The organism is Thiocapsa roseopersicina, from assembly GCF_900106925.1.
In the GTDB taxonomy this organism is placed as follows: Bacteria; Pseudomonadota; Gammaproteobacteria; order Chromatiales; family Chromatiaceae; genus Thiocapsa; species Thiocapsa roseopersicina.
The window spans coordinates 28,671-52,365 of sequence record NZ_FNNZ01000023.1; the positions used below are offsets into that span (position 1 = coordinate 28,671).

Sequence of the window (23,695 nt, forward strand, 5' to 3'; positions counted from 1 at the left end):
TCGACGATGGTCGGAGCTGGCGCGGTTTAGAGTGCGGAAAAATATAACATTTATAACTGTGCAGTCACGGATGTCGACCAGAACTTACGATCGAACGAGGCGTTGTGCGCGACCAGGTGATCGTCACCGACGAAGTCCGCGATCTCGGCCATGACCTGGCTGGCCGGCGGTGCTTCGCGCACCATGGCGTTGCTGATTCCGGTGAGATGCTCGACAAAGGAGGGGATGCGCCGACCGGCGTTCATCAAGCTCTGGTACTGATCCACGATGCACCCGTCGCGGATCAAGACGGCTGCGATCTCGGTCGCACGATACCCGTCGTCGGGCGACAGCCCCGTCGTCTCGAAGTCGATTACGACAACCGGATCCAAGCCACAGCCTCCAAGGGTTTTGCAATAGACGCGTTCACCACGCCGAGGGGTCGGGCGGAGGAAGCATCGGCACATACCCCCGCTGCCGTCGTCGCTTCGCGATCCCGTCCAGTGCCGCGACCCCGGCATCGAGCGATGCCAGCGCGGTGACCCGCATCCCGCCGCGGCGCGAGTGCAGACCACCCCAACAGGCGATCAGGTTCCAGACACCGAACAGGTCCTGTTCAAGGACGACCCGGTAATAGCGGGCCTTTTCTGGATTGATCCAGCGCTGCCCCATCGGTGCGTCCACAGGCACCTGGACCCCTTCGAGATTTTCCCGTAACGTGGCTTGAGCATATCACCCACGGGCATATCAGCACACATGCCGGACCCGGACCTGTGTCGTAAACTCGATCCGAAGCGTTTCCCCAATATGACCCCGCAGATGGGCGCCATCCTCGGGTACATCTTGGAACACACCTACACGACGCCGGCGTTGGTCGAGCTGACCGTCACGCCGGATGGCCATCTCGTCGGCCGTTCCGGCGGGGAGGGCGGGCTCGGTCAAACCGTACACATGGGAAGCGAATCGGACTTGCGCGCGAATCTGCGCCGTCTCGGAATTGCCGCGGGGTTGGACGAGGCCGAGTGGTCGGCGTTTGAGGAACGGGTCCGCGTGCGGCTCGGGATCCTCCTCGGCGGCTAAGCAAGGCCAGCGCGGTCAACGCAGGAATCGCCCTCGCTGAGTGACATGGTCGAACGAGAAGACATGAGCATTCGGGGCCCGATCACAGCGCCCGACGAGACGGCCGAAAAACTCAAGACGGCCGGATCCGACGTGGATCTTGTCGCGACCATGCGCACCGCAGAGCGGGCAATTCGCGACGTATCGCACGAGCGAAATCGCGTTGCCTTGCGCCTCGGGGCTCTCTCGGACCTCCAGCAGATAGTTCGTTTCTTTCGATAGGGGATCGAGAAATGCCGGGGCCAGCGTGACTCGATCAATGGTCAAGCGCACGAGCCATCCGAAAACCAACCAACTCGCCGACAGGATCAGCAGGATTCCCAGACCGGCTTTCAGGAAGGTCAAGGCAGTGCCCGCGGCACTCATCCCGATCAGGTAAATCCAGGTGATCGACACCACACCGAGCAGGGCGGCGAAGGCGAAAGCGAGATAAATCCGCCCGCCCCAGCCTGCAAGGTCGAAGCTCCTACTCCACAACCAGCGCACGAAGCGGTTGCCGGAGATGTGTGCTCGCCGATAGTGCACTTGAGCAACCCGGAGCAGATCGATCTCGGTCGGCCGCGCGCTTTCGGTCATGCCGTTCGGGTTGTCGAACTGAAAACCGTAGCGGTTGCTTTTACCCGTCCCGCCCCCTTCAGCTCGATGGAGCCTCGGTTGCAGCGAAAGGCCCTCGGCTTCCAGACCGTCTGCGATGGTCGCTGCCTGCCGCTGCCAAGTCTTCTCGATCGTCGGCCAATGGGCCTTCATGCGATTCTTGGCTTTCTCGTGATCCTTTGACCATTGATCCGCCCCGGGCGTGTTGAATCGCACCATGCCGCCGAGGACCTCCGTCGCAAGAAACCCCCATTGATCAGGATCCCCGTCCGGTTTGAGTCGGTCGGGTTCCTCCTCCGTCAGGTGGCACAAGACGCGCAGCACCTTGATGGCCTGAGAACGGTCACCCCAACCGGCCGCGATTCGCTCGACAGACCTCGCAGTCCTTGAGACTTCCTGACTATCCCAACCGGTTTCGAACCGGTTCGGTTCCTGTTCCACGCCGGCATCCTCTGCCACCTTTGCATTCGCTTGATCAGTCACATCAACCTCAATCGGGGAGTCATCAATGGGAACCATCGGTCTGTTTCAATCGTTCGGTGTCGACCAAGACGGTCGCATAGTGTCCGTCGAGGAAGTCAGCCGCGGCAAGGCGTGCGAGTGCTGCTGTCCGGAATGCGGCGAGGTCCTGATTGCGCGTCAAGGCGAGGTGCGTGCCTGGCATTTCGCTCACGCCGGTGGCGCGGACTGCGGTGGCGGCGCCGAAGGTGCACTGCATAGAGCGGCGAAGCAGGTGCTGTTGAGTCAGTCGGCGGTTCTTGTACCGGCACTTGAAGCCAAGGCGTCGCACCACTTGGACGACGGCCGCACGGGTGAAGTGACTTTGGTACGACCCCCGGAGCTCTGGGCATTTGAGTCGATGCGGGACGAGGTGCCGGTCGGTGATTATCGGATCGATGTGGTGGGAACACGCGACGGTACTCCGGTGTTCATCGAGATCGCGGTTACCCATCCTGTCGGAGAGATCAAGCGAAGCGCCTTGGCCGCTCTGGGCGTGCGCTGCTTCGAGATCGTGCTCGAACCAAGCCTGCACGAGACCTGGACTTGGGACGGGCTGCGTAGGGAAGTCCTGGAGTGCCCGGAGAACCGCACTTGGCTTTGTCATCCCGACTTGGCCGAGCTCGTCGATCAGGCGCGATGCGAGGCGGTTGCCAGGGCCTTCGAGAAACCGGTCATCATGTCCGGAGTGCCTGAGCGCACTCGTTTTCGGCTCTATGGGACGCCGGTCCATCTCGTGTCTCAGGCGTGGGGGCTATGCCTCTGGTGGCCGTTCAACGAGCGAGTGAACCCGATCCTGAAGGCGGTTGCCAAGTCCTTCGGTGGCCGCTACAAAGGAGCGCCCTATCGGAATTGGGTCCTTCCCGTCGCCGTGAAGGTGGCGCTCGTGAGCCAACTCGAGGGATTGGGAGCTGTCCGGGAGGGCTAGATCTTCCGTCTCGGTTCCACGGGGCGGCAAGCGTTTGCCGCCCGACCTGGCATCGCTCACGTATGCTAGGCCCGGCAGGCTGGTGATCCGAACCACCTTGGCGGTGGTATCGAAAGGGGCGCGTTTCGCTTGGACCTCGTGCCCTGTTCATCGACGAGGGCAACATGAATATCGACACCAAGGCTTCCGGATAGAGTTGCTGTAGGCGAGAGAACCGAGCACGGCGAGGATGCGTCCGCAATCACCGCGAGCCTCGCCATATTCCGAGTGCGCATGCCCTTGCGGTGGATCCGCCCGCTCGGCGCACGCTCTTCGATCAGCGGCTAAGGGGGTGATGTATGACGACGACAGGCATCACGGATTTCCTGCTCTGGTGTGTCGGCATCAACTACGGATTTCTGCTTCTGTGGTTCGTGGGCTTCGCCTTTGCTCACGACTGGATGTATCGCCTGCACAGTCGATGGTTCAGGCTCTCGGTCGAGACCTTCGACGCGATTCATTATGCGGGCATGGCCGCCTACAAGCTGGCCATCCTGCTGCTGAACCTGGTGCCGCTTCTCGCGCTCCACCTGTCGGACTGACACCCCGGCCATGACCGGCGATGCCGCTGGATCCCTCGAGATCAGGACCAGCTGCGCGCGATCTTGCCCGGACCCCGATCCCAAAGCTGTCTCAGCAGGGCAGGGCGCCCCTCCAGCGCCGCGACCAGGGCATCCTCGGCGGCCTCGTCGCCGCTGCGTTCCGCCCAAGCGCCCGCGAACCCGGCGAGCCACGCACGCTGGGCCTGGGCGTCGTCGAGCGGCGGGAACAGGTCGGACGTCCGAGCGCCTTCGAGGACGCGACTGCCGGCGTCGAACCAATCAAATATTGTCGTTTCGCTCATCGGGCATCGTCGGTGAACAGCCGAAAGGGGCTCAGTATCGCGCGCTGCTCGATGCCGCAACAAAAAACCCGCCGGAGCTTGCGCCCCGGCGGGTTTGCTTGGGTTGACGGATGACCTCGCCGATCGCGCACCCGTCGGGGTGCGGGTCGATGAGCTCACCGCTTGGTCAGGCCACGGCGCGCAGGTCGAGGCGCCACAGGTCGCACCAGTCGAGGCTTTTGCTGCCCTCCGGGATCGGCCCTTTGGGCAGGTGCAGCGCCACGCGGACGCCTCGGGAGACAAGCCGCTCGCGCAGCGCGAGGGCGGCCTGCTCCCCGGTTCCCGAGCGATCCAGGTCGGCCCAGATCACGATCAGCCCGACCCCGGGCGGCGGCACGAACCGCTGCAGCAGGGTCGCGGAGATCCCGGCCCAGACCGGCATCGCGGTGCGCTGGCGGATCACCAGTGCGGTCTCGATCCCTTCGGTGATCCCCAGTGTCGGACCGGCCGGGTAGAGCCGCACGGCTCCCCCGCAGACCGTGCCGATCGGTGGCATCATCTTCTTCGGGTGCGCGACCGGGGCCTTGTGTCCCGCGCGATCGAGGTAGATCCGGTGCAGCGACACCGACCGACCCTCGGCATCCGACACCTTGGCCACAAGCGCCGGGAAGGTGCCGACTCTCGTCCTGCCCTCGTAGTAGGCGAGCCCCGGATGAAACCGGAGCACGCGCGGGTCGGGTTCGGCATCGATTCCGCGCCGGGACAGATAGCGCCGCAGCGGGAGGGCCTGCCGGTCGTCCGGGTCCAGGGTCTCGGACCAGACGCGCCGAAGCGCGGCCTCGGCCGAGCCGGCGTCCTTTCCGACATCGTTGGCCGGCGGAGAGACGACGACGGGTCTCGGCCGTGCATCGATGGTCCGCGGGTGTCCCGCGTCGATGCCCAGATCCCCGGCGACTGCCTCCAGGGTTTCGCGAAAGCCCCAGTCGTTGGCCCACATCAGCAGCGCGAAGCCGTCGCGACGGGGGCCGCAGCTGTTGCAGATCCCGCCGCCGGTCTCCGCCGCATCGCGGAAGACCCGGAACCCGTCCGATCCGCCATGGACCGGGCAGGGTACGTGGCGACCCGGCCGGGCCAGTGCCGGCTCCAGGGTCGGCGCGAGCCGAGCGAGGATGCCGCTCCAGCGTCCGCGGGCCTGTTCGCGGACGGTCTGTGCGTCGATGGTCATCTGTCGTCTCGAATGGTTCATGCGGTGTGTCTCCGAGGTCGGGCGGGGCACACCTCCCCGACGGGGAGATGGGCCCCGCGGGGTTGAGTGGATCGGGTTCTTTGCGATGGTCGATCGACTGTCAGAGCACGCCGCGCTCGGCCATGGAGACGGCCTCGCCGTCGCCGACGATCATGTGATCGATCACCCGCACGTCGAACAGCGACAGACCTTCGCGCAGGCGCTGGGTGAGGCGCAGATCGGCTTGGGAGGGCTCGGGAACGCCCGAGGGGTGGTTGTGGGCGAAGATGACCGCCGCCGCACCGGTCTCCACCACCTTGCGCAGGACCTCTCTGGGATGCACGCTGGCCCCGTCGATGGTGCCGCGGAACAGCTCCTCGTAGCGGATGACGCGATGGCGGTTGTCCAGATACAGGCAGGCGAACACCTCGTAGTGCAGGCCGTAGAGCCGCAGCTTGAGGAAGTTGCGCGTGGCCTCCGGGTTGGTCAGGCAGTCCTGCTTGACCAGGTACTTCTGCTCCAGGCAGCGGATGGCGTTGGCCACCAGCTCCCGATCGCTTTCCGGCAAGTCGGCCCGGCGCATGTGGTCGGGTTCCAGGGGCAGTGACAGCTGGGGTTTCTTCATGGGTCGTGTCTCCGGGGTCGAGCGGGGAGACATGTCCCCCCGTGCGGGAAGGATGTCCCCGCGGGGTGGATGGCTGTCGGCGCGCTAGGCCGTGCGTTGCAGCGGCGGCAGCGCCGCGTCGTCGAAGAGGCTCAACTGACGGCTCTCGGTGGCCGCCGTGACGGCCGCGAGGCGTTGTGGTGCGAGGGCCGGGAGGATCTCGGGGATCGGCTCGGGTGTACCGACGACGTGTCGGGGTGAGGCGAGGCGATGCGTCACCACCTCCAGATCGGCCGGGTTGCCGAGCGCATTGCCGCGGTAGACCAGGATCTCCCCGAGCGGACCGTGCAGGGCCGCATTGGCGAGCAGCTGGCAGGCGGTCATGCGCGCGCACAGCGGATCCAGATCGATCGCCGTGAGCGACAGACGCCGCAGCGCCTCGACACCGTGTGTCGTCGCGACGCTGTTGCAGACCGACAGCAGCAGGATTCCCGCACCGCTGGTCGGCTCCAGGATCGTGATGAAGCGGTCCTTCGGATGCGCGGACGGATCCAAGTCGCCGGTGTTGATCTCGGCCATGAAATCCGCGACCGATTGGGGCGTGAAGTACTGCCCCATCCATTTGCTTTGGCCGTGCGCGCTCAGCTCCATGTAGACGGTACCCAGGATGTCGCGCCAGGGGTTCTCGGCGACGAGCCGTCCGTAGAGGCCGGAGAGCTCGAACAGCGCCGTGTGGCGCCGCTCGTCCCAGGGGGTTTCGAGTCGCTCGCCGAAGCCGGCGAGGACATCCATGGTCAGGAAGCGCAGCCATTCGTCGGGGCGATGGTCGCCGCGACGCGCAAGGGTTTCGATCATGCCCGTCAGTGCGCGGGCGGGGTGGGGTGTGGTCATGCGTCTCTCCGGTGAAGGGGAGACGCACCGTCCCCGGGGGAGAGTGCCTCTCCCCGCGGGGTGGATTGGATCAGTGGGTTCGGCTGTGTTTCCGGCGGACCGGGCGGCCAGCGACCGCTTCTCGGAGATCCTCGACAGCGAGAATCCGGGGAACCGTGCTTGCGATGAACGCGGGAGCGCGCCCACGGCGAGCACACCTCCCGGACCCGGACCGACCGTCCGAGAAGGACGGCCGGCCCGCGGGTCCGATGGATGGGGTCAGTTCAGGGGTCAGGTCAGGAGGAGCTGCTCGGCAATCCCGAACAACACGGTCTTCAGATCCGCGACGGCATCGATGCGCACGGCAACCGGGAACAGACGCCCGACGTCCACGGCGATGCCCACGCCGATCATCTCGATGCCGGCCGCGCCGGCCCGTTCGATCAGGTCGGCGGCGGTGCACACGTCGTCGGGTTGTCCGTCGGTGAGGGTGATGATCACCTTGCGCGTCTCGCGACGGGCCAGCAGGTCCGCCGCGGCGAACCACAGCGCCCCGGTCATGGGCGTGCCGCCGCGACCGCGTTGGACGAACGCCCCGACGCGGGACGCCACCCGCTCGCCGTGCGCGAGGATCCGGGTCACTTTGTCGGACTGACCCTGCAGGCTCGGGAACGCCGTCACCGCGCGCGAGACGCCTTTGACGGGCTCCAGCGCCAACGCCGCGGCCGCATCCAACGCGATCGCATCTCGGCCTGCACTCATGGACGAGGACAGATCCACCAACAGGTGCAGCGCCGTATTCGGCGCGATCGCCTGCTCCCGGATCCGAAACACCCGCGGGTCGCCGACACCGGCGCGGTGCAGGTGACGTGGACTCAAGGATCGTCCGTGTCGACCCGCTCGGGCGCGTTCCAGGGTGCGGGTCTCGATCAAGCCCTGCAGACGGGCCGCGAGTTTCGCCGAGTGTCCCTTGACGCGGTCCAGGGCCATCCGTCCCGATTGCAGGTCCCCGACATACGCCTCCGCTGCGGGAAGCAGCGTCGCCGAATCGCGGTGTTGCCCGTTCAGGGCTTGGGCGACCGACGCGAAGAGATCCTCCGGAAGCTCGTCGTCGGTGGCGGAGAGCGCCTGCTGCAGTGCACGGCGGGCGTCGTTGCTTGCCGTGGTCCTGCCGGGGTCGTTGGTCCCGGCGTCTGCAGGTCGACCGTCTTGGCCCTGCTCGCCTTCCTCGTCCCGATCGTCAACTCCATCGTCTGCGGATGCGTCGTTCTCGGATCCTCCGTCTCCGGCATCACCCTGTTCGGTGTCGTCTCCGGACCGACTGTTCGTGGACGTTTCCCGCGCATCGTCATCGTTTTGCCACGCTCCATTCCCTGTGTCCGGATTGGATGCCGGGTCGGAACCCGCACCGCGATCCGCGTCGGACTGTTGCGGCGCCGGAGGCGGCGGCTCCTGCGATTCCTCCTCGATCAACCCGACGATCCGCCGCGCGAGGTCGATCGACGCCGCCGTGCCCGCCAGCCTCGGGATCTCGGACATCAGTCCCTGCAGCCGGTGGACGAAGCGCGGTTGGAAGACCGCCCGCATGGCGCGGTCGGCCTCCTTGGCGTGACTCGCCAGCGCCTCCTGCTTGCGGTAACGGTGCCGCGCCAGGGCGAGGACCCCGTTGCCGAGGATGTCGGACGGGCTCTCGGTCTCGTCCACTGCCGACAGCGACCCGTCGGCCACCAAGGCGGACACGACCGCATCGAGCGTCCTGCGGGTCCCCGGATAGGCGGCGATCAGCTCGCCCTCGATCCGGATGTCTTCGATGACCCCTTGGATAAACCGCTCCAGCGGCGCGTGCGCCCTCGGCAGGGCGAAGTCGGTGTAGCGGACATGGGCCGCTTCGTGGGCCAGATAGCCCCACGCCAGCGTCCGGGCCGTCGGGTCGGTCCCGATCGCGGGAATGACGATCACGCCGCCGTCGGTACGGGCCTGCGTGCCGCCGACCCGAACGGGGATACCGAATTTGCGTCCGTAGGCGGCGGCGACGATCGGCAGTGCGTCGGTCAAGGTCTTGGGTGTCATGGTGTGCTCCTGAGTGAAAAAAGGGGCACACCACCCCGGCGGGGTCGGTGTACCCCGGTCGGGTGGGATGATGCGAAGCCGGCGCGGATGCGCCGGCTCGGGTTCAGGCTCGGATCAGAAGAAGAAGCCCTCGACGTCCGCGATCGTCTCCTCGACGGGCCTGGCGAACGCGGGCTCCGGCGGGTTGTCCGGCTGGTTGAGCCGCGCTTCGGAGCCTGTCTCGGCCTCAATCGGCATATCGCCGAATAAGGCGTCCATCTCGGCCTCGAAGTCCATCGCAGACTGCACGGCGCGCGGAGCGGATAGCTCCGTGCCCGCATGAACGAGCGGCAACGGCGTGACCTCGTTCGGCGTAGCGTCCGATGCCATGTCGCTTTCGTTCGGTACGCCGCCCTGTTGCACCGCCCACTGGCCCGCCCCGTGGCGTGCCATGCGCTCGGCGTCCGAGAGGAGCAGTGCGAGCCCCATGCCTTCGTTGAAGATCGGGCCGTCGATCGGGCCGTCCGGCAGGCGGGCGATCCAGTCATCGAGGGTGTCCACCACCGGATGGATGCGCCGGTCCACGAAGGACAGGCAGGCGAGTTTCTCGCGAATGCGTCGGAAGGTTCCGAGCGCACGGCGATGCAGCTTTTCCTTGCCCTCGAAGCTGCCTTCGAGTTCGCGGGCCATCTGCTCGACTTCGGCGAAGATGCCGTCGCCGAGCCCCTGGACCTCCTCCTCGAGCGTCCCCGGTTGTTCGGCCGGGGCGATCCGCACGATCTGGTAGCCGAAGCGCAGGCGTGTGCCGACGACCTCCGCCGGCTCGATCGCCCGGCGGATCGGTTCCTCCCAGGCGGGCAGATTGGAGATCCACTCCTCCAACGCCCGGTCGTAACCGGCCAGAAAGGACCGTGTTTCCGTGTCGAATTCCATCTTCAGCACCGCCAAGCTCTCGGCGATCGACTCGGCGTGCGCATGCGGCACGGCAAACCCGCCGAGAAAGCGGGTTCCGACCTGCAGGCAGGTGCGCTCCGCACCCTTCTTGATGCGGTGAAAGATCTTGAGCGGCTCGGGGTCGCAGACCCGTTTCGATCCCAAGGAGACCAGCTCCTCGGGCGGGACCTCGGTCCCGAGCTTCAGGTCTTCGGCACGCAGTTTCTTGCGTCCGGACCAGATGGCGACGTTCAACATGACCAGAGTGATCCGGTCGGTGACGTGGGTGATCGTGTGCATAATTGGGCTCCCCGGCGAACCGGGACGCACGCGATCGCCGGGCGGCGAAGACGTGCGCCGCGGTCGGCCGTGTGTCGAGATGGGTTAGAAGTAAAACCCGTCGTCATCGGCGCCCAACAGGGCGGCGATGTCGCGGGCTGGCTTGGGGGCGGGCGTGGGTGTGGCGGATCCGGCGGGAGTCACCCGCTGATCCGGACCGTCCCGCGACAGCAGCGCCACGGCCCCGGTCGCATCGATGTCCGCCCGGCCGATGGCGACGTAGCCCTTCAGCCGCTTCTCGCGTGCCCGCTCGAGGGCGATCGGCAACGGCTTGGATTGGGTTTGGCGCAGACGACCGGCCGGTCCCCAACGGATCTGCGCTGTCCCGTTGCCGAGATCGGCGTAGGCCCATTCCTTGGCGGTCCCGTCCCCGTGCTCGTAGCGATAGAGCCGATACAGAGGGCTCACGGTTTCGCACCCCAGTAGTCGCCGAAGACATCGGCGGCGATGCGGTGGATCGCCTCGCGCTGCTCCGGCTCCGCGCGGGCGGTCAAGGACTGCTCCAGGGCATACTCGAAGACGTTCGGTGCGCCTTTGAACGCCAGACTCAGCGTGGCCCAGCGCACCAGGGTCCGGGTGCTCATGGTCACGGTCAGCTCTCCGGATTCCGTTCCGGCGCCCAGGAACAGGCGCCGCACTTCCTCGGCCACGAGGATCATCTTCGCGATGATCTCCGCGGGCAGCTTCGGGACCGCCGCGGCGATCAGATCCTGCTCCGTCTCGGGCTCCGGATAGCCGACCTGCACCACCCGGAAGCGGTCCATGAAGGCGAGGTTCTGTCGCAGCACCCCTTGGTAGAGCCCCGAGCGGTCGCCGGCACCGGCGGTGTTGCCGGTCGCGACGACCCGAAACTTCGGGTGCGGCCGGATCACCTCCCCGCCGTTCTCGGCAATCACCAGGGGATGGCCCTCGAGGATGTCGTTCAGACCCGCCAACTCGGCCGGGTCCATCAGGTCGCTCTCGTTGAGCACCAGGAGGTGCCCGTCGCGCGCCGCCGTGGACAGGGGTCCGTGGACGAAGCGGGTGCTGCCGTCGACCAATACGAACTGGCCGACCAGGGCCGCCAGCTCCATGCGTCCGTGGCAGGTCACCGACTGCACCGGCCAGGCGAGCCGGGCGGCAATCTGCAGGATCAGGCTGGTCTTGCCCGATCCGGTCGGGCCGGTCAGGAACAGGCCGTCGCCGCCGGCCTCGTGCAGGAAGGCCAGCACGTCGCGCAGCAGCTCGGGTCTGAAGACGTAGGGCTTGCGCACCGGGATGTGCGGATGGGTGTCGTCGGCGAAACCGATCACTTCAAGACCCGGACGGGCCTTGACGTTGAAGGTGGTCGCGACATCGAAACGTTGGCTGGCGGTCATGGTGTGGTCTCCATCGGGTGGGTGATCCCGAGGAGACGCACGCTTCCTTTGGGGGAGCGCAGGTCTCCCCGGGGGCTTGGGTTGCAGAGGTTTGGGATTGGCTGTGTCGCCGAGAGTCGGCCCGTTCAGCACGCGGAGTCGTCATGTCCGGCAGGGACATCACGTCATTCGGTTGTCCGATCGAGACTGCTTAAACATCAGTCAGGACGGGACAGCCGCCGACCGGGGCCGGGGTGTCTTGGAATGGATCCGCGGATCCGGGGCCCGTCCTTGGGCCTGGTTCCGCATGGCTAGAAGTAAAAGCCCATGTCGGTCTCGGTGGCGTGCCGCAGCGCTTGGACCTCGGCCTCACTGAACGGGCCGCTTGCCGTGCCTTCCTTCAGGGTCGTGATCCTGACCCGGTCGGAGGACGCGCGGCGATAGCGCTCCAAGCGCATCGGATCGACATCGGGTGCAACGTCCGCGAGGGCGGCCTTGTAGTCGATCGCTCCGGCCACGGCGTAGCGCAGGACCCTCAGCCCGGCGCTCTCGCCCATCGCGAAGTCGCCCAGCAGGGCCACCAGTTGCGACTCGATGCCGTCCAGACCCGACTTCAGGGTCTTGAGCGCGGCGTCGAGCTTGGCCTTCTCGGCGGCGAGCCTGCGGTACTCCCCGGACAGCCGCGTCCAGGTGGCCAGCTCCGTGCCGGACGGGGTGTAGAGATCCCGCTCGGGATCGCGCTCGGGTTCCTGCTTCTTCTCCACGCGCGCCCGAAACTCCAGGCAGCGCGGCACCAGGGTGTCTCGGATGAAGGTCTCGTCGCGCGGGATGCGAAAGTCGACCGCGATGCCCGGCGCCCGATGAAACACCAGCCAGCCTTCGGCGGCGTCGGCGACATGGATCTGGCACTGGACCTGATGCCAATAGAGGCGGTAAGCCTCCGAGGCGACGCCGTGCTCCAGGACCTGCAGATAGGTGCTCTCGTGCGGCACCTTGAGCTCGACCGGGATTCCGTTGTTGTCCAGGCCGTCGAACGAGGCGCGGATCACGGGATGGGTGTCGGACTCGCCGCAGAGCGGCAGCAGCAAGGTGTCGTGGCGTTCCTCGAAGCCCCGGCGGGCGGTGTCTTCGAGCGCGTTGCCGCGTCGTACGATCGGGTTGCCGCTCAGGTCTTCGGGCAACAGCATCCCGATCTTCTCCGCCCAGAGCCGCCACGGCGTCTTGTAGGGCGAGACGCCGAGAACGACCGCGGCATCGGAGGCCGAGACCCCGGCGTTACGCCAGGCGTGCCAGTCGGGGGTGCGTTGGGTGATGTCGATGACGTGCATGGGTGCTCCTGAACAGAACGGGGCACCGTCCCCGAGGGGCAGCGCGTGCCCCATGGGGTGGATGATCGGAATCCCATGACCGCCGTCCGTGGCGGTCATGGGATCTAGGCGGCTTCGGCGACGGGCGCCTCGGCGGTCTTGGCTTTCCTCGTAACGACCGACAGCGCGGCCGCCTGCTCCAACTCGGCGAGGGCGTAAGCCAGATGCGCCCCGTTGAAGCGGGCGCGGGCATAGTCCTCGGCCTGACCCCAGGCGCCGACCTTGCAGGCCCGCTCCACGAGCGTGGCGACCTGCTTGGCCACCTGCGCGTCGATGACGGCATCCCGCTGTGCGGGATCCGCCGGGGCGGTCTCGGAGACGGCGGTCTCGTCGATTCCGTTCGGCCGAGCGGTGTCGACCGACGCGGTGTCGACGACTGTCGGAGTCACCCGCGGTTGGATCGTGGTCGGTTGCGCGGTCACGATCTCGCCCTCGATCACGGCCCCGTCGACGGGGGCATGGCCCTCGATGGCCTTGCCTTCCATCTCCTCGGCGGTGTAGCCGGCTTCCTCGGGAAAGGCCGCCCGCAGGCTCGCGGCTTTGGCGCATTTGAGGAGCTGTCCCTTCGGACGCTTCTGCCACATCTCGTTCGGCACCTCCGCGCGGCCTTGTCGGGCATAGGTCTCCTCCCAGAAGACCATCTCGGAGAAGGGGCAGCGCACCCCGTTGACCATCCGATAGACCGTCGTCTCGGCCCACTCGGGGAAGGTCACGGTGACGGCGACCTCGGTCCACTTGTCGTCGCGCTTGACCGTCCCGGTGAAGGTTTTGGTCAGCTCCGGTCCGAACCGCGGCGAGTCGAGCCCCGCCCACAGGCCGGTGCGCGCCGCCGTGATCTGGACCTCGGCGATGCCGGGCCACACGGTCTCGACGTAACGTCCGAGAGCGGTCGACCACATGGAGACGACGTGTACCGGGCGTTTCATCACGTCCAGGCCGCGCGCCTGGCAATAGCGCACCGCGAGGATCACGCCCTCGGGTGTCTTGGCGTTGGGGAAGATCGAGTCGGCGAGCACCGCCCAGGTTCCGGCGTCCAAGCCGATCTCGGCGAGGACGCTCGGGGCGACCGGGAGGCGGCTGGGGACGAGCGAGGTGGTCAAGGCTTGGGTCGGGCTGCTGCGGCGTGTAGCCATGGCGTGGTCTCCATTGGGTGGGTGAACCCGAGGAGACACACCTCTCCCCGGGGGAGCGGCAGTCTCCCCGGGACGGGTGAGCCGGCAGGGCCGGCGGTTGGTTTCGGCTGTGTTCGGGCAAACGCCCGGGGTCAGCGGCCCCGTCGGTCGGTCTCGTGCAGGGAGAACCGAACGGATGACTCGAGAATCGCCTGTCCGCTGCGGACCGTGCGGGTCACGGGCGCAGGGGACAGGGGAATCGATGGGGTTCGGAGGATGGCGTGCAGACGTATGGAGCGACACGGCGCGGTGTCGATCCTCGGGGCGAGGTCGGTGCGTTGCGGAACGTTCGACGGAGACGGGTGCGCGATCGACGTGAAGGACTGTCGACGACACCTGAAGGCCTGTTGCCTTCGCGGCGACCGCTCGCGATCAAGGGGACCTGGCTTCGGCTGTTACGTCCGGGCGGACGTTTCGGCTCCCGGGGAGCCGCGGCCAGCTACCGCTTGTGTATTCCAGCGCAGGCGCACGGCGAATGCAAGGCCGTGATCTGGTCGAAAAGCAGCGTTTCGGAGGTCTTTTCCCCGATGCGAGCGCGCTCGGGACCGGGATAGGCTGAAGACCCCGATCAGCCGCAAAGAGCATCCCCATGCCCGCCCCGAGAGGTTACAGCCGCCCCGAATTCCACGTCCCCGTCACCCTGCAATCGGCACATGCCCACCGCGTCGTCGGCCGCAGCCTGATCCGTGTCGCGCGCGCCCTCTACGGGATCGACGTGGTGCTCCACGCGATCGGCGATGCCCGGCAGATGGAGGAGGTCGAGGGCCTGGTCGATGGCCTGCTCGGCGCCTTCGCCCAACGCTTGGACGAAGAGATTGCCCGCGTGGAGACATTGAAGAGTGCCAACGGCATCGCCGCCGTGCCGCGCTACACCAACCCGAGTCGGGTGACCTTTCGCATCTCCTCGCCCCAGCTCTCCCAGTACGCCAATCTGATTCAAGCCCTCGATCGACTCACCGTCGGCATCGACACCCTCTGGCTGAGCGGCCTCTTCAGCAACCGCCAACGCGCCGATGCGGTCTATACCTGGCGCAACGAGCTCCTCTCCGTCGGTCGACGCATCGTCGAAATCGAAGCGCGTGCCCGTGATTTCGCGCGCCGCCAAGGCAAGGAGGAGGAGATCGCCGCCGGGGATGCTGCAGCAACTTCCGTGGTGGTGTTGGACGAGGAGGGCGAGTTGGAGGGAGACGAGGAGGAGGTTGCCACGTAATCCGCTTCCCCGAAGCTCCGTAGATCCGTAGGTCCGGTCATGGCGATCGCCGGCGTTCGCCTGTTGTCCTGTGCCTGCGGTTCGAGCGTCAGGCGGGCACGCCACTTGATCGGAGTCGGCGTCGTCGACTCGTCACCAAGCCCGCGTCGCCGTCGTTGCGCGGTCGCCCCATGAGGCGGTCCCCGGCCATTACGGGGTCGGCACAGTCTGTTCCAGCCACTGAACGACGGTCTCGATCAAGGGCTCTTCATATCCCTCGAAGAAATGGTCCGCGCCGGGGATCTGCACCTGATGATAGCCGGGGTTCGCAGCGGCGGTCTCGGCGCGCTCCCGGGCCCCCGAGACGACCGCCGGCAGATCATTCTCGCCGAACAGGTCGAGCATCGGGATGGTGATCCTGCGCACCAGTTCGACGTTGTCGCGACCGGCCTGAAGTCCGCTGCTGGACATGCCGATGGCCACATAAGCATCGACGTCGTCGGGACGGGCGGCGAGGGCGTCGTTGACCATGGTGGCGCCGAGACTGTGCGCGACGATGACGATGCGCTCGGCGCCATGTGCCTTCAGATAGGCGACGGCGGCAGCGAGGCGGGGGGCACTTTCGGCGATGAGCGGCGCGTAATCGGCCCCGGTCGCCTCGTTCGCCAGGACCGGCATCTGAATGGCGAGGGTGCTCCATCCGTCGCGGGGCAGAGCGGTGCGCAGCGGATAGACCACCTGTGGCCAGTTGGGGTGAACGCCGATGCCGTGCACGATGATCGCACCCCGGCCCGCGTCCTCTTCGGCCTCGGTATAAAGCCCGAGGAAGGTCGCCTCGCCGGCCGTGAGATCGACGGCCTCGCCGTCCATCAAGCTGTCGACGATCTGCTCGCGCCAACGCAGCTCTTTGCCGAAATCCGAGCCGGTCGCTTGGATCGGCGCAGCGGCGGTGTCGGCATGGATCGGTCCGCTCGGACTGGCAACGACCAAGGCGAGCAAGATGGACAGGGTGGGCAGGGTGGTCGGTGTCTTCGTCATCGGTTGGCCTCCTGTGGTGTGCGGGTCTCGGTGCGGCGGGGCGCATCTTCTCGACACACCGCCCCGTGTAAGCTCGCGAGTCTCCTCGGATTCAGGCGCATCGCCCTTTTCGGTTCGGGGATGCTCTGTGCTCCGAACGATCACCATAGACCGAGGTCGGGCTTGTCGCGAGTCCGGCTCTCTTCGATCCGGTCTCCGCAGGAACACGGCGCTCGAAGGGCGGCAGATCAGCGACGGGCCAGTACCCAATCAAGACGCGCAGGCTCGGCCGTCGGGCGTCCCGATTTCCCCTCTCCGGGTCAGTGGGGGTGAGCCGGCCCCGCAACCGGTCAGTGCCGGAGAGGCCACGAGTGACCGTTCGATCCTGATAACGGTCACCCGCCGTCGTGCGACCGATGGACCGGTCACGACCCAAGAAGCGACATTGGCCCTCAGAGAGGCAACGGCCGGATTGTGAACGGTAGCGGACGCTGAGCCGAGTGCTGCGTTCATCGCCGATGCCGCGCCCGTCGAGCAGATCCTCACCCAAATCGGTGAGCCACCACGCCCACCCCCGATCTCTCCCGCCCGTGGACCGCCCGCCTGGGACGAGGTGCCCGAGCCGGTGGCGGATTGGGACCTTGTCGCTCAGCCCGAGCTCGAAGTCGATTAGCGTATCGCGTGGTAGCCGCTGTCTTCTGCGCGCTGTCTAGCGGACAACTGAACAATAGGGGCCGGAAATTGCGCTGCCAGAGGTCGTTAACTCATTGTTTCTTCGTTTCGGGCTCAGTATCGTGTTTGCTGGACACTGGCTCGAACAGGCAACCACGACCTCGTGAAAACATCGACTTACGACAGCCTCTGGCCTGACAGCATCCAGTATGGGGCAATCGACAGCCTGCGCGAGAGGGTATGGTCCCCTCGTCCGCGAGCCCCCGCTACGCCCCTTAATCTCGACCCATTTCTCGGACCACCACGCGAATGCACCGCTCGCGCGGCCATTAGCCCCTTGGCGGGGCGTTGACCGCTCTTCGAGCCCCCGCTAGAGCCGTCCTCACCGAGCTTCTAGACGCCCAAGGACGGTTGAATTTCCTATCCTCACACGAGCTGGACGCAACGGCCTTCGCCTGCATGGCACCCGTTTGGACCTCCCTCGCTGCGCCACTGTATCGATTTCCTCGTGGACCGCGACTCCGACCTGGCGCAGCTCAGGCAAGCCTCGGCAAGGGCAGGGCAGTACCGATTGCGCCTTCGATCGCCTGCCATAGCACCTGCATGACGGCATTCCAGATCTTTTCGAACAAGACATGGGATAGCCGCACCAAGGTCTTCACGAAGGACTCGGCCATATGCTCCAACTCGTCGAGAAAAAAGTCCCGCGTATTCTCCGTGATGTCGCCGGAGGCGATACCGGCGGCGATGAAGGCGGCCTGCTGCGCCAAGGCTTCCACCTGCCGGCGCTGAAAACTGCGGATCAGTGTCACGTCTGCGTCGATGACCTCGCTGGCTGTCGCAATCACGGCGTCGGTTACCTGTTGCACATCAATACTCATGTTGTAATCCTCCGCGTTAGCGCTCTAGGTAGGCTTCGTAGGTCAAGGCTTGATCCGCATAGATCATCCATTGCCTTCGCATCGCTTCGACCTCGGTTGCGGTGAGCCCATTGGCGCCGTGCACGTCGCGCGTGGTGGTGATGGTTCTCGCCATGCCCTGGATCGGCTCCACCGGCGGGCCGGAGGCATCAACCTCGTCCCGAGAGAAATCGGCGGCAAGTCTCAAAGGCGTTGCCGGAGCAGGGCGCGCGTGAATCTGCATCTCCAATGCGTGCAACGAGCCGATGAGCCCGTCGTATCGATCCTTGTAAGCGGCGAATTGATCCTGTTTCGCCCCTGCCGAAAAAGCGGCGAACAGCGTCATGGCTTGGGTATTCGCGTTGGTCAGGCCGACGACGATGTGCTCGTCGTAAGCCGGGGCCAGGCGCGTAGCGCAGCCTGAGCAAACGAGCACGTAGAGCAGCAGGTAAGCCGTCGGGCGATCGGGGAGTGGTCGTTTGTCCATCATGCTGATAACCCTTGCATTGCAGATTGTCGTTACGGTGTCACGATCAGGTAGCGGCGCGCCACCGCGCAGGTGTCCTTACATTTCTTGCCCTCGTCACCGTCGATGACGACGATGACGACGATGGCGCGGTTGCCGATCAGCGCCAGCCGTTCGGACGAGGTGGGCAGATCATCGCGCACCAGCTCGGGGAGAATAATCGCATCCCCGGCCAAGTCGTCGGCCCGAAAACGCCTGAGCTGGAACGGCTGCGCGTTGCCCGCGCCCATGTCCTGCGGCGGACCCGCAATGAGCTAGACCCAACCGGCAGCGGTGGCCAGATCGCGGACGCCGCGTCCGTCCAGGTCAAGCACGCCGACCCGGTCGAATTCGTAGGCACTGAGGTCATTCAGGTGAAGCAGCAACGCCAAGTCGCGCCGCTCGGGCTCTGCGGGATGGGCATCGAGCAGCGGCGAGCGCAGCCCGATCTACACGCTCGGGGTGCTGCTGGCGGCCGCGACGTCGACCGCCCCCTCGGCGTTGTATGGCGTAATGGCATTGCAGCGCCGCTTGGCCTCATCCTTGTCGATTGCCTTGTCCCTGATGTCCTTGGCAACGGCCATGGCTTCGGCCTCGGTACGCTTGATCACCTTGCAGACGGCTTTCATCAAGGGCTCGTCGCGGATGTCGTCATCGAACAGGTTAGCGCACTTGATCTTGTCCGATTGGCGGACCGCAACGGCAATCGGCTCCGGCTCGAGCGCACGGATGATCCCGAAGCGGCTAAGGTTCCGCCTCTTCGCGGCGTCGCCGACGGACTTGCGACTGTGCGAGCCGAATACGAGCAGAGTGCCATCGCCGCTCGGGTCAGTGCCTCGATGTCGGACAGCTCGTTGTCGTCATCCAGCGCCAACTCCAGCGTCCGGGTCTCGCCGCGGGGACGACCGTCCCGATCAAGCCCGTACAGGAACAGCGCGCCGGATCTCGTTGTCACCCACCAACAGGCATTGGCCGCCCTCGCCCAGGCAGTCGATGATCAGCGCCGCAGACGCCTCGCAGGGGGCTGCCCGCCCAGCACGCACTGCGCCTGCGCCGGCAGCCAGGAGCCGGCCGCGGCGAGCAGCGCCGTGGCGGCCCAAGCGGCCCGCACGACAACCTGGCCGCGACCCGTCGCGGCCGTTGAGTGCGGTCAGCCAATTTGATGGTGGCGCGATCAAGTTGCGTGATGGGGGTCGGCGAAGCGGTCTCCCCGCCTCGCGCGGCCGGCGTGTCGAGCCGGCATCGCGCGATGGGGCAAGCGCGGTGATGGGGATCAGAACAACAGCGGATCGTCGAAGTCCGGGGCGTCATCGAACAGATCGGGTTGTCGCCGGTGGTGCTCGGCGGCGTGCTCGGCGTGATACCGACACAGCTGTCCGAAGTAGTGGCCTTCGAACTGGAAGAGCAGTTCCCGGAGCACCTCGATCAGGGCAACAGCGGCCTCGTCGGGCAGCGGCGGAAGGTCGATCGGTTGCAGGGTCTGGCGGGGTTGTGGTTGTGTCATGGGCTACTCCGAGTCGGTCAACGTGGCAAGGCCGTGCGCCGCGGGGTCGCGGTGGCGGGCGGGGTGAAGACCTCGAGGAAGAGCGCCTCGTCGAGCTGGGGGCGCTCGTGTTGGGCGGCGACGGCGAGCAGCTCGGCGGCCAGGGTGGCGAGGATGCGGTAGTTGCCGGCAGCGTGGTCGCAGAGGGTGTGCTGCAGGGGCTCGCTCATGAGGGCTGCGTTGCCGGCGCTGGCGCACAGGTGCTGCAGGCAGGCGAGCAGCTCCTCGCGGCGGGCGTGCTCGGTGGCCAGACGGGTGCGGATGCGCGAGCCCAAGGGCAGCAGCTCCTCGCGGCGCAGGTGATCGGTGAGGCGGGTATCCCCGGCGAGGACGACGCACAGCAGCGGTTGGGAGTCGAAGCGGGCGCTGGCGAGCAGGCGCAGCTCGTTGAGCACGGCGGGGCTCATCTCCTGGGCCTCGTCCACCAGCAGCACGGCACGCCGGCGGGTGGTCTGCAGATGGCCGAGCCAGGTCGCACGCAGCGCCTTGAAGCCACCCCAGCGGTTGTGCGGACGCAGCGGGACGCTGAACAGCTCGCCGAGCTCGCGGTAGAAATCCCCGAGGCTGCTTTGCGGGTGATCGATGGCGCCGACGGTGAGATCCGGGAGCCGGGCGAGGCGCTCGGCGAGCAGGCGCAGCACGACGCTTTTGCCGGTACCCGGTTCGCCGTGGATCATCGCAAACCCGCCTTCGCGGATCTGCGCCTGTTCGATGCGCCACAGGAAGTGCTCCACGCGCGGGGGGATGTAGAGGGCCTCGATCGGCAGTTCCGAGGCGAAGGGATGCCATTTCAGGCCGTAGAGGGCGAGCAGTCGCGTCTTCATCGGGCGTCCTCGGCGGTGTTCAGGGGCAGATAGGCCGGCGGCAGGCCGGTCGCGGCATGGGTCTCGAGCAGTTGGCGCAACAGCGGCGCGATGCCGCCGGGCGCGCTCGGTTCCGGGAGCGGGGCGCCGGGTACCAGGGCCCGGCGGGACTCCCCGGCATTGGCGGCCTTATCGAGCGGGCGCAGGGGACTCAGGATCGCGCCGCTGTGCGGATCCACCAGATCGACATGGGCCAGATCCCAGCGCGCGTAGCGCAGATGCACCGTCTCCAGGGCGCGGTAGCGTGCGGGGATTTCCAGGCGGATGCCGGCCAGGCTGACGGTGCCGTCGGCCCGGCGCTGGCGTCGGGCGACCTCGATGCGGAAGGCCGCGCGCAGGGCGGCGGCGTCCGGGGCGGGGCGCGCCACGGCGGGCCCCTCCAGATAACGCGCCAGCGGCGTGGTGGCCAATTCCGAATGGGTGCTGCGGTGATACTCCTGCTCGACCCAGGCCTGGGTGGCGTGGTTGAGGGTGTCCAAGCTCAGCCCGGACTCCCCTTCGAGCATCGCCATCAGGCGCCCTTCCACGCGGCCCCAAAAGGCCTCCTGCTTGGCGTTCTGATAGGGCGAATAGGGCAGCGTGGTCTGGTGCAGGACGCCCAGTCGGGCCAATCCGGCCACGGTCTCCTCGGCCAGCATCGCCGCGCCGTTGTCGGTCATCAGGGCGCGCGGCAGGCCGCGCTTCATGAACGCCTGCGACAGTCCGTGCACCAGCACCTCGGCGGTTTCCTGCGTGTACCACTGCAGGTGACAAACCAGGCGCGAGCGATCGTCCATGACCCCGAACAGCAGCGGCGTGAGCCAGGTCCCGGCCGCGGTCAACACCTTGCGCGAGCCGTGATGGAAATCCAGGTGCCAGAGCGCCGAGACGTGCTCGACCTCGAAGCTGCGCACCTCGCGTTGTTCCAGGCGATCGCGCGCGGCCAGCGCGCCGGCGGTATCGCGCTTGGGGGTGGCGCGACGCACCATCCCGTGCGCCTTCAAATAGCGCCGCACGCTCGGATAGGACGGCACCGCGGTGGCGGTGCCGGCGAGTGTCGCCGCCAGGTTGTCGCAATGCAGTTGCGCGGTCCAGCCGGGATGATCGCGGTACTGCGTCTGCAGGGCCTCGCGTGCGGCGGGCAGCACGCTCGGGAAGGCCCCGCGGTTGGCGCGCACGCGATTGCGCAGCACCGCCACCGGATCGGGCGCGGCGCGCGCGGCGTAGTACCAGCGCTCAAGGGTCGACACACCGAACCGAACATCCAGGCCGGTGACGGGATGGCGCCAGGTCTTGGCGGCCAAGGCGGCGAGTGCCGCCTGCAGGTCGCCTTCCGGCGGCGGGGCGGCGAGTAGGGGGCCAATGATCGCAAAGCGCACGCGGGCCCACCGCTCGCGTTGCGGAACCTCGATGGGGATCGACATAGGGGTCTCCAGGCTGCGGCGCCGGGGGTTCCGGCACCTTCGCGATCAGCCTAGCGGGGTGCCCCGGCGCCTTCGAGCTGCATCCTCTGCGTGGCGTCAGCCGCCCTCGTGCAGCCTGCACGAACGACTCGTCAAGGGACTCAAAAAGCGCAGCAACGCCACCAGGGCTTCCGCGGCATCACCGAGGAAGCGCTCGAGCAGACTCCCCGGCGCCTGTTGCAGATCCACCGGCGGCACAAAGCCCCCCTGCGCGCCGCACCACAGCGGGGTCTGCGCCAACTGCTCCCGCCACCAGGTCTGCCAGCGCCGCAGGGTACGGATCGGGACCGGCCAAGGCTGCCGCTTGGGGGTGCTGTCCGCGATGACGCACGCAGGCCAGCACGACGATGAGGCCGAGATAGACCCGCCGGCCCAGGAACCGCACCGAGCGCGGCGTCAGGCGTCGCCGACACTGCGCACAGCAAAAGCTGCGACGCGTGGCGAACGCCTCGCGCCATGGCTCCGGACAGCCGCGCGGCTTACGGGGGTAGTCGGCCTGATGCAGCGTGCCGCCGCAGGCGGGGCAACCGGCCTCTCGGGCGGCCTCGGCGAGATCTTCGTCGATGTGCAGCAACACGGCGAAAAACGTGGGGCTTTCAAGGAAGGCGTGGCACACTGATGGAGTCTCTTTGTCTTCGCAAACAAGAGACTCTCCCGACGGGTGCTGTTGTTCAAGCACCCCGAGGGAGGCCCACCGCTCTCCCTCATGAAAGATGACGATTTAAGGGGAAAAACCCATCAGGGAAAGTGGCCGTACTCACCGTCCCGACTCCATGACCTGTCGCAGAAATGGCGTTGTACATCGTCGCTTCGCTCCAGATAGCGACGCCGCGGGGCGCCTGTCTTCCCGGCTGCCGTTACTGTCGCGGCCAACGCCGGGTATCGATTCACGCTGTCTTGACCAAAGTCCACGAGCCCATGGTGCCGTCGGGTGGGCCAGGTCGTTTTGGACCGACAGGACAGTGCCGGCGATTGCGTTGGAATCGGTAATGAGCCAGACGCGGAGGCGGTAATCGGTCTCGCCGGTGGTCGCGGTCAGCTCCACGGAGCCAGGCATTGTCCACGGTCCCCGTTGCCTGCCGGCATGGGCTCGTGAGCTCGGCCGGAGACGCTGAGCCGAATGTCACCGGGAAACGTCAGCTCGCCGTGAACCGTGCCGTCGCTCTCGGTTGATGCCTCGAAGCGGCCCGGCCGCGCCCAGGGGGCGACCAGGATGTATCGGTTGCAGCGCCGGTGCAGGCGCGGGGACGGGCAGGTCGTTGCGAAAGCTGCGATGGATCCAGGTGCCGTTCAGTGTCGTGCTCATGGTGCTCAGTCCTCAGTTGAGGATGGTTGGCAGGCGGTCAAGATCAGGGACAATCGCCGTACCTGCCGGGTTGCGTAGCGCCGGTGCTCGGGGCGACCCGGAAAAGGTCGTCGAACAACGGGCGCTTCTCTTCCTCCGTGGCGACGCCGATCGCGGTCATGATCTTCGGCACCGTCGACTCATGGCCGACCACCACCACGGCTTTGGCGCTCTGGCTGCCGGCTTCGCAGATCGCGTCCGCGAGCTTGGCGATACCCCGACTCGCGTGTTGGGCAAATGGTTGCAAGCCGATGCCGGTTGCCTCTATAAGTGCCAACGCGGTCTGTTCGGTGCGGAGCTTGTCGCTCACCAGAACGGCGCCGACCTCGACCCCTTAAAACGCC

At 66.8% G+C, this 23,695-nt stretch carries 27 protein-coding genes; 4 read left to right on the forward strand and 23 right to left on the reverse strand.

The features are described from left to right. Window positions 1-50: 50 nt before the first annotated feature. Window positions 51-371: a 3'-5' exonuclease gene (locus BLV04_RS19275; RefSeq protein ID WP_245731954.1), complete on the reverse strand. Its 321-nt coding sequence runs from the start codon at window positions 369-371 to the stop codon at window positions 51-53. 34 nt (window positions 372-405) lie between these two features. Continuing rightward, the gene (locus BLV04_RS19280) at window positions 406-651 is read right to left on the reverse strand and encodes a WGR domain-containing protein (RefSeq protein ID WP_175534708.1); all 246 of its coding nucleotides are present in this window, start codon (window positions 649-651) and stop codon (window positions 406-408) included. Between the two features lie 135 nt (window positions 652-786). Between BLV04_RS19280 and BLV04_RS19285 the strand changes: the two genes are divergently transcribed. Then, entirely contained in the window at window positions 787-1,059 is a 273-nt protein-coding gene (locus tag BLV04_RS19285; protein ID WP_245731955.1) for a hypothetical protein, read from the forward strand. 15 nt (window positions 1,060-1,074) lie between these two features. On the opposite strand, the gene BLV04_RS19290 is transcribed toward BLV04_RS19285, so the two are convergent. Next, entirely contained in the window at window positions 1,075-2,133 is a 1,059-nt protein-coding gene (locus BLV04_RS19290) for a hypothetical protein (protein ID WP_139191969.1), read from the reverse strand. Window positions 2,134-2,200: 67 nt separating this feature from the next. Between BLV04_RS19290 and BLV04_RS19295 the strand changes: the two genes are divergently transcribed. Both BLV04_RS19295 and BLV04_RS19300 read left to right on the forward strand, forming a co-directional pair. Next, window positions 2,201-3,118: a competence protein CoiA family protein gene (locus BLV04_RS19295; RefSeq protein WP_093036208.1), complete on the forward strand. Its 918-nt coding sequence runs from the start codon at window positions 2,201-2,203 to the stop codon at window positions 3,116-3,118. A gap of 338 nt (window positions 3,119-3,456) precedes the next feature. Further along, window positions 3,457-3,699 (forward strand): DUF6868 family protein, encoded by a 243-nt coding sequence (locus tag BLV04_RS19300; protein WP_093036211.1) that lies wholly within the window; start codon window positions 3,457-3,459, stop codon window positions 3,697-3,699. Between the two features lie 41 nt (window positions 3,700-3,740). Here the strand turns inward: BLV04_RS19300 and BLV04_RS19305 are convergent, their stop codons facing one another. The 10 genes from BLV04_RS19305 to bet all read right to left on the reverse strand — a co-directional run bounded on the left by BLV04_RS19305 (window position 3,741) and on the right by bet (window position 13,837). Further along, a complete protein-coding gene (locus BLV04_RS19305) occupies window positions 3,741-4,001 on the reverse strand; it encodes a hypothetical protein (RefSeq protein ID WP_093036214.1) in 261 nt (86 codons plus the stop codon). Between the two features lie 166 nt (window positions 4,002-4,167). Then, window positions 4,168-5,226: a DUF7146 domain-containing protein gene (locus BLV04_RS19310; protein WP_093036217.1), complete on the reverse strand. Its 1,059-nt coding sequence runs from the start codon at window positions 5,224-5,226 to the stop codon at window positions 4,168-4,170. Window positions 5,227-5,326: 100 nt separating this feature from the next. After that, window positions 5,327-5,830 (reverse strand): JAB domain-containing protein, encoded by a 504-nt coding sequence (locus tag BLV04_RS19315; RefSeq protein WP_093036220.1) that lies wholly within the window; start codon window positions 5,828-5,830, stop codon window positions 5,327-5,329. Window positions 5,831-5,914: 84 nt separating this feature from the next. Next, window positions 5,915-6,700 carry an N-6 DNA methylase gene (locus tag BLV04_RS19320; protein WP_093036223.1) on the reverse strand — a complete coding sequence of 262 codons (786 nt, stop codon included), beginning with the start codon at window positions 6,698-6,700 and terminating at the stop codon, window positions 5,915-5,917. A 270-nt stretch (window positions 6,701-6,970) separates the two neighbouring features. Then, window positions 6,971-8,749 (reverse strand): VWA domain-containing protein, encoded by a 1,779-nt coding sequence (locus tag BLV04_RS19325; protein WP_093036226.1) that lies wholly within the window; start codon window positions 8,747-8,749, stop codon window positions 6,971-6,973. 114 nt (window positions 8,750-8,863) lie between these two features. Beyond that, window positions 8,864-9,961 (reverse strand): DUF3150 domain-containing protein, encoded by a 1,098-nt coding sequence (locus tag BLV04_RS19330; protein ID WP_093036228.1) that lies wholly within the window; start codon window positions 9,959-9,961, stop codon window positions 8,864-8,866. Window positions 9,962-10,045: 84 nt separating this feature from the next. Continuing rightward, window positions 10,046-10,408 carry a hypothetical protein gene (locus BLV04_RS19335; RefSeq protein ID WP_093036231.1) on the reverse strand — a complete coding sequence of 121 codons (363 nt, stop codon included), beginning with the start codon at window positions 10,406-10,408 and terminating at the stop codon, window positions 10,046-10,048. Then, complete coding sequence (locus BLV04_RS19340) at window positions 10,405-11,358, reverse strand: AAA family ATPase (protein ID WP_093036234.1); 954 nt, start codon at window positions 11,356-11,358, stop codon at window positions 10,405-10,407. The genes BLV04_RS19335 and BLV04_RS19340 overlap by 4 nt, the downstream gene beginning before the upstream one ends. Before the next feature lie 290 nt (window positions 11,359-11,648). Beyond that, window positions 11,649-12,665, reverse strand: coding sequence for a YqaJ viral recombinase family nuclease (locus BLV04_RS19345; RefSeq protein ID WP_093036237.1), 1,017 nt, complete (start codon window positions 12,663-12,665; stop codon window positions 11,649-11,651). Window positions 12,666-12,769: 104 nt separating this feature from the next. Beyond that, the gene (gene bet / locus BLV04_RS19350; RefSeq protein WP_093036240.1) at window positions 12,770-13,837 is read right to left on the reverse strand and encodes a phage recombination protein Bet; all 1,068 of its coding nucleotides are present in this window, start codon (window positions 13,835-13,837) and stop codon (window positions 12,770-12,772) included. 628 nt (window positions 13,838-14,465) lie between these two features. Here bet and BLV04_RS19355 point away from each other — a divergent pair. Beyond that, entirely contained in the window at window positions 14,466-15,086 is a 621-nt protein-coding gene (locus BLV04_RS19355) for a plasmid stabilization protein (RefSeq protein ID WP_093036243.1), read from the forward strand. Window positions 15,087-15,275: 189 nt separating this feature from the next. On the opposite strand, the gene BLV04_RS19360 is transcribed toward BLV04_RS19355, so the two are convergent. The 10 genes from BLV04_RS19360 to BLV04_RS19405 form a co-directional block, all read right to left on the reverse strand. Further along, a complete protein-coding gene (locus tag BLV04_RS19360) occupies window positions 15,276-16,103 on the reverse strand; it encodes a DUF3530 family protein (RefSeq protein WP_175534709.1) in 828 nt (275 codons plus the stop codon). A 1,187-nt stretch (window positions 16,104-17,290) separates the two neighbouring features. Beyond that, entirely contained in the window at window positions 17,291-17,635 is a 345-nt protein-coding gene (locus BLV04_RS19365; protein ID WP_093036249.1) for a hypothetical protein, read from the reverse strand. 16 nt (window positions 17,636-17,651) lie between these two features. Next, window positions 17,652-18,143 carry a hypothetical protein gene (locus BLV04_RS19370; protein ID WP_093036252.1) on the reverse strand — a complete coding sequence of 164 codons (492 nt, stop codon included), beginning with the start codon at window positions 18,141-18,143 and terminating at the stop codon, window positions 17,652-17,654. 29 nt (window positions 18,144-18,172) lie between these two features. Further along, window positions 18,173-18,409, reverse strand: coding sequence for a hypothetical protein (locus BLV04_RS19375; protein WP_093036255.1), 237 nt, complete (start codon window positions 18,407-18,409; stop codon window positions 18,173-18,175). 198 nt (window positions 18,410-18,607) lie between these two features. Beyond that, entirely contained in the window at window positions 18,608-18,787 is a 180-nt protein-coding gene (locus BLV04_RS19380; protein WP_093036259.1) for a hypothetical protein, read from the reverse strand. Between the two features lie 644 nt (window positions 18,788-19,431). Next, window positions 19,432-19,662 carry a hypothetical protein gene (locus tag BLV04_RS19385; protein ID WP_093036262.1) on the reverse strand — a complete coding sequence of 77 codons (231 nt, stop codon included), beginning with the start codon at window positions 19,660-19,662 and terminating at the stop codon, window positions 19,432-19,434. 17 nt (window positions 19,663-19,679) lie between these two features. Continuing rightward, window positions 19,680-20,525: an ExeA family protein gene (locus BLV04_RS19390; RefSeq protein WP_093036265.1), complete on the reverse strand. Its 846-nt coding sequence runs from the start codon at window positions 20,523-20,525 to the stop codon at window positions 19,680-19,682. Continuing rightward, window positions 20,522-21,967: a DDE-type integrase/transposase/recombinase gene (locus BLV04_RS19395; RefSeq protein ID WP_093036268.1), complete on the reverse strand. Its 1,446-nt coding sequence runs from the start codon at window positions 21,965-21,967 to the stop codon at window positions 20,522-20,524. The genes BLV04_RS19390 and BLV04_RS19395 overlap by 4 nt, the downstream gene beginning before the upstream one ends. 178 nt (window positions 21,968-22,145) lie before the next feature. Then, window positions 22,146-22,583 (reverse strand): hypothetical protein, encoded by a 438-nt coding sequence (locus BLV04_RS19400; protein WP_245731956.1) that lies wholly within the window; start codon window positions 22,581-22,583, stop codon window positions 22,146-22,148. A 772-nt stretch (window positions 22,584-23,355) separates the two neighbouring features. Continuing rightward, window positions 23,356-23,661, reverse strand: a complete 306-nt coding sequence (locus BLV04_RS19405; RefSeq protein WP_093036271.1) for a histidine phosphatase family protein — start codon at window positions 23,659-23,661, stop codon at window positions 23,356-23,358. Between the last annotated feature and the right edge of the window lie 34 nt (window positions 23,662-23,695).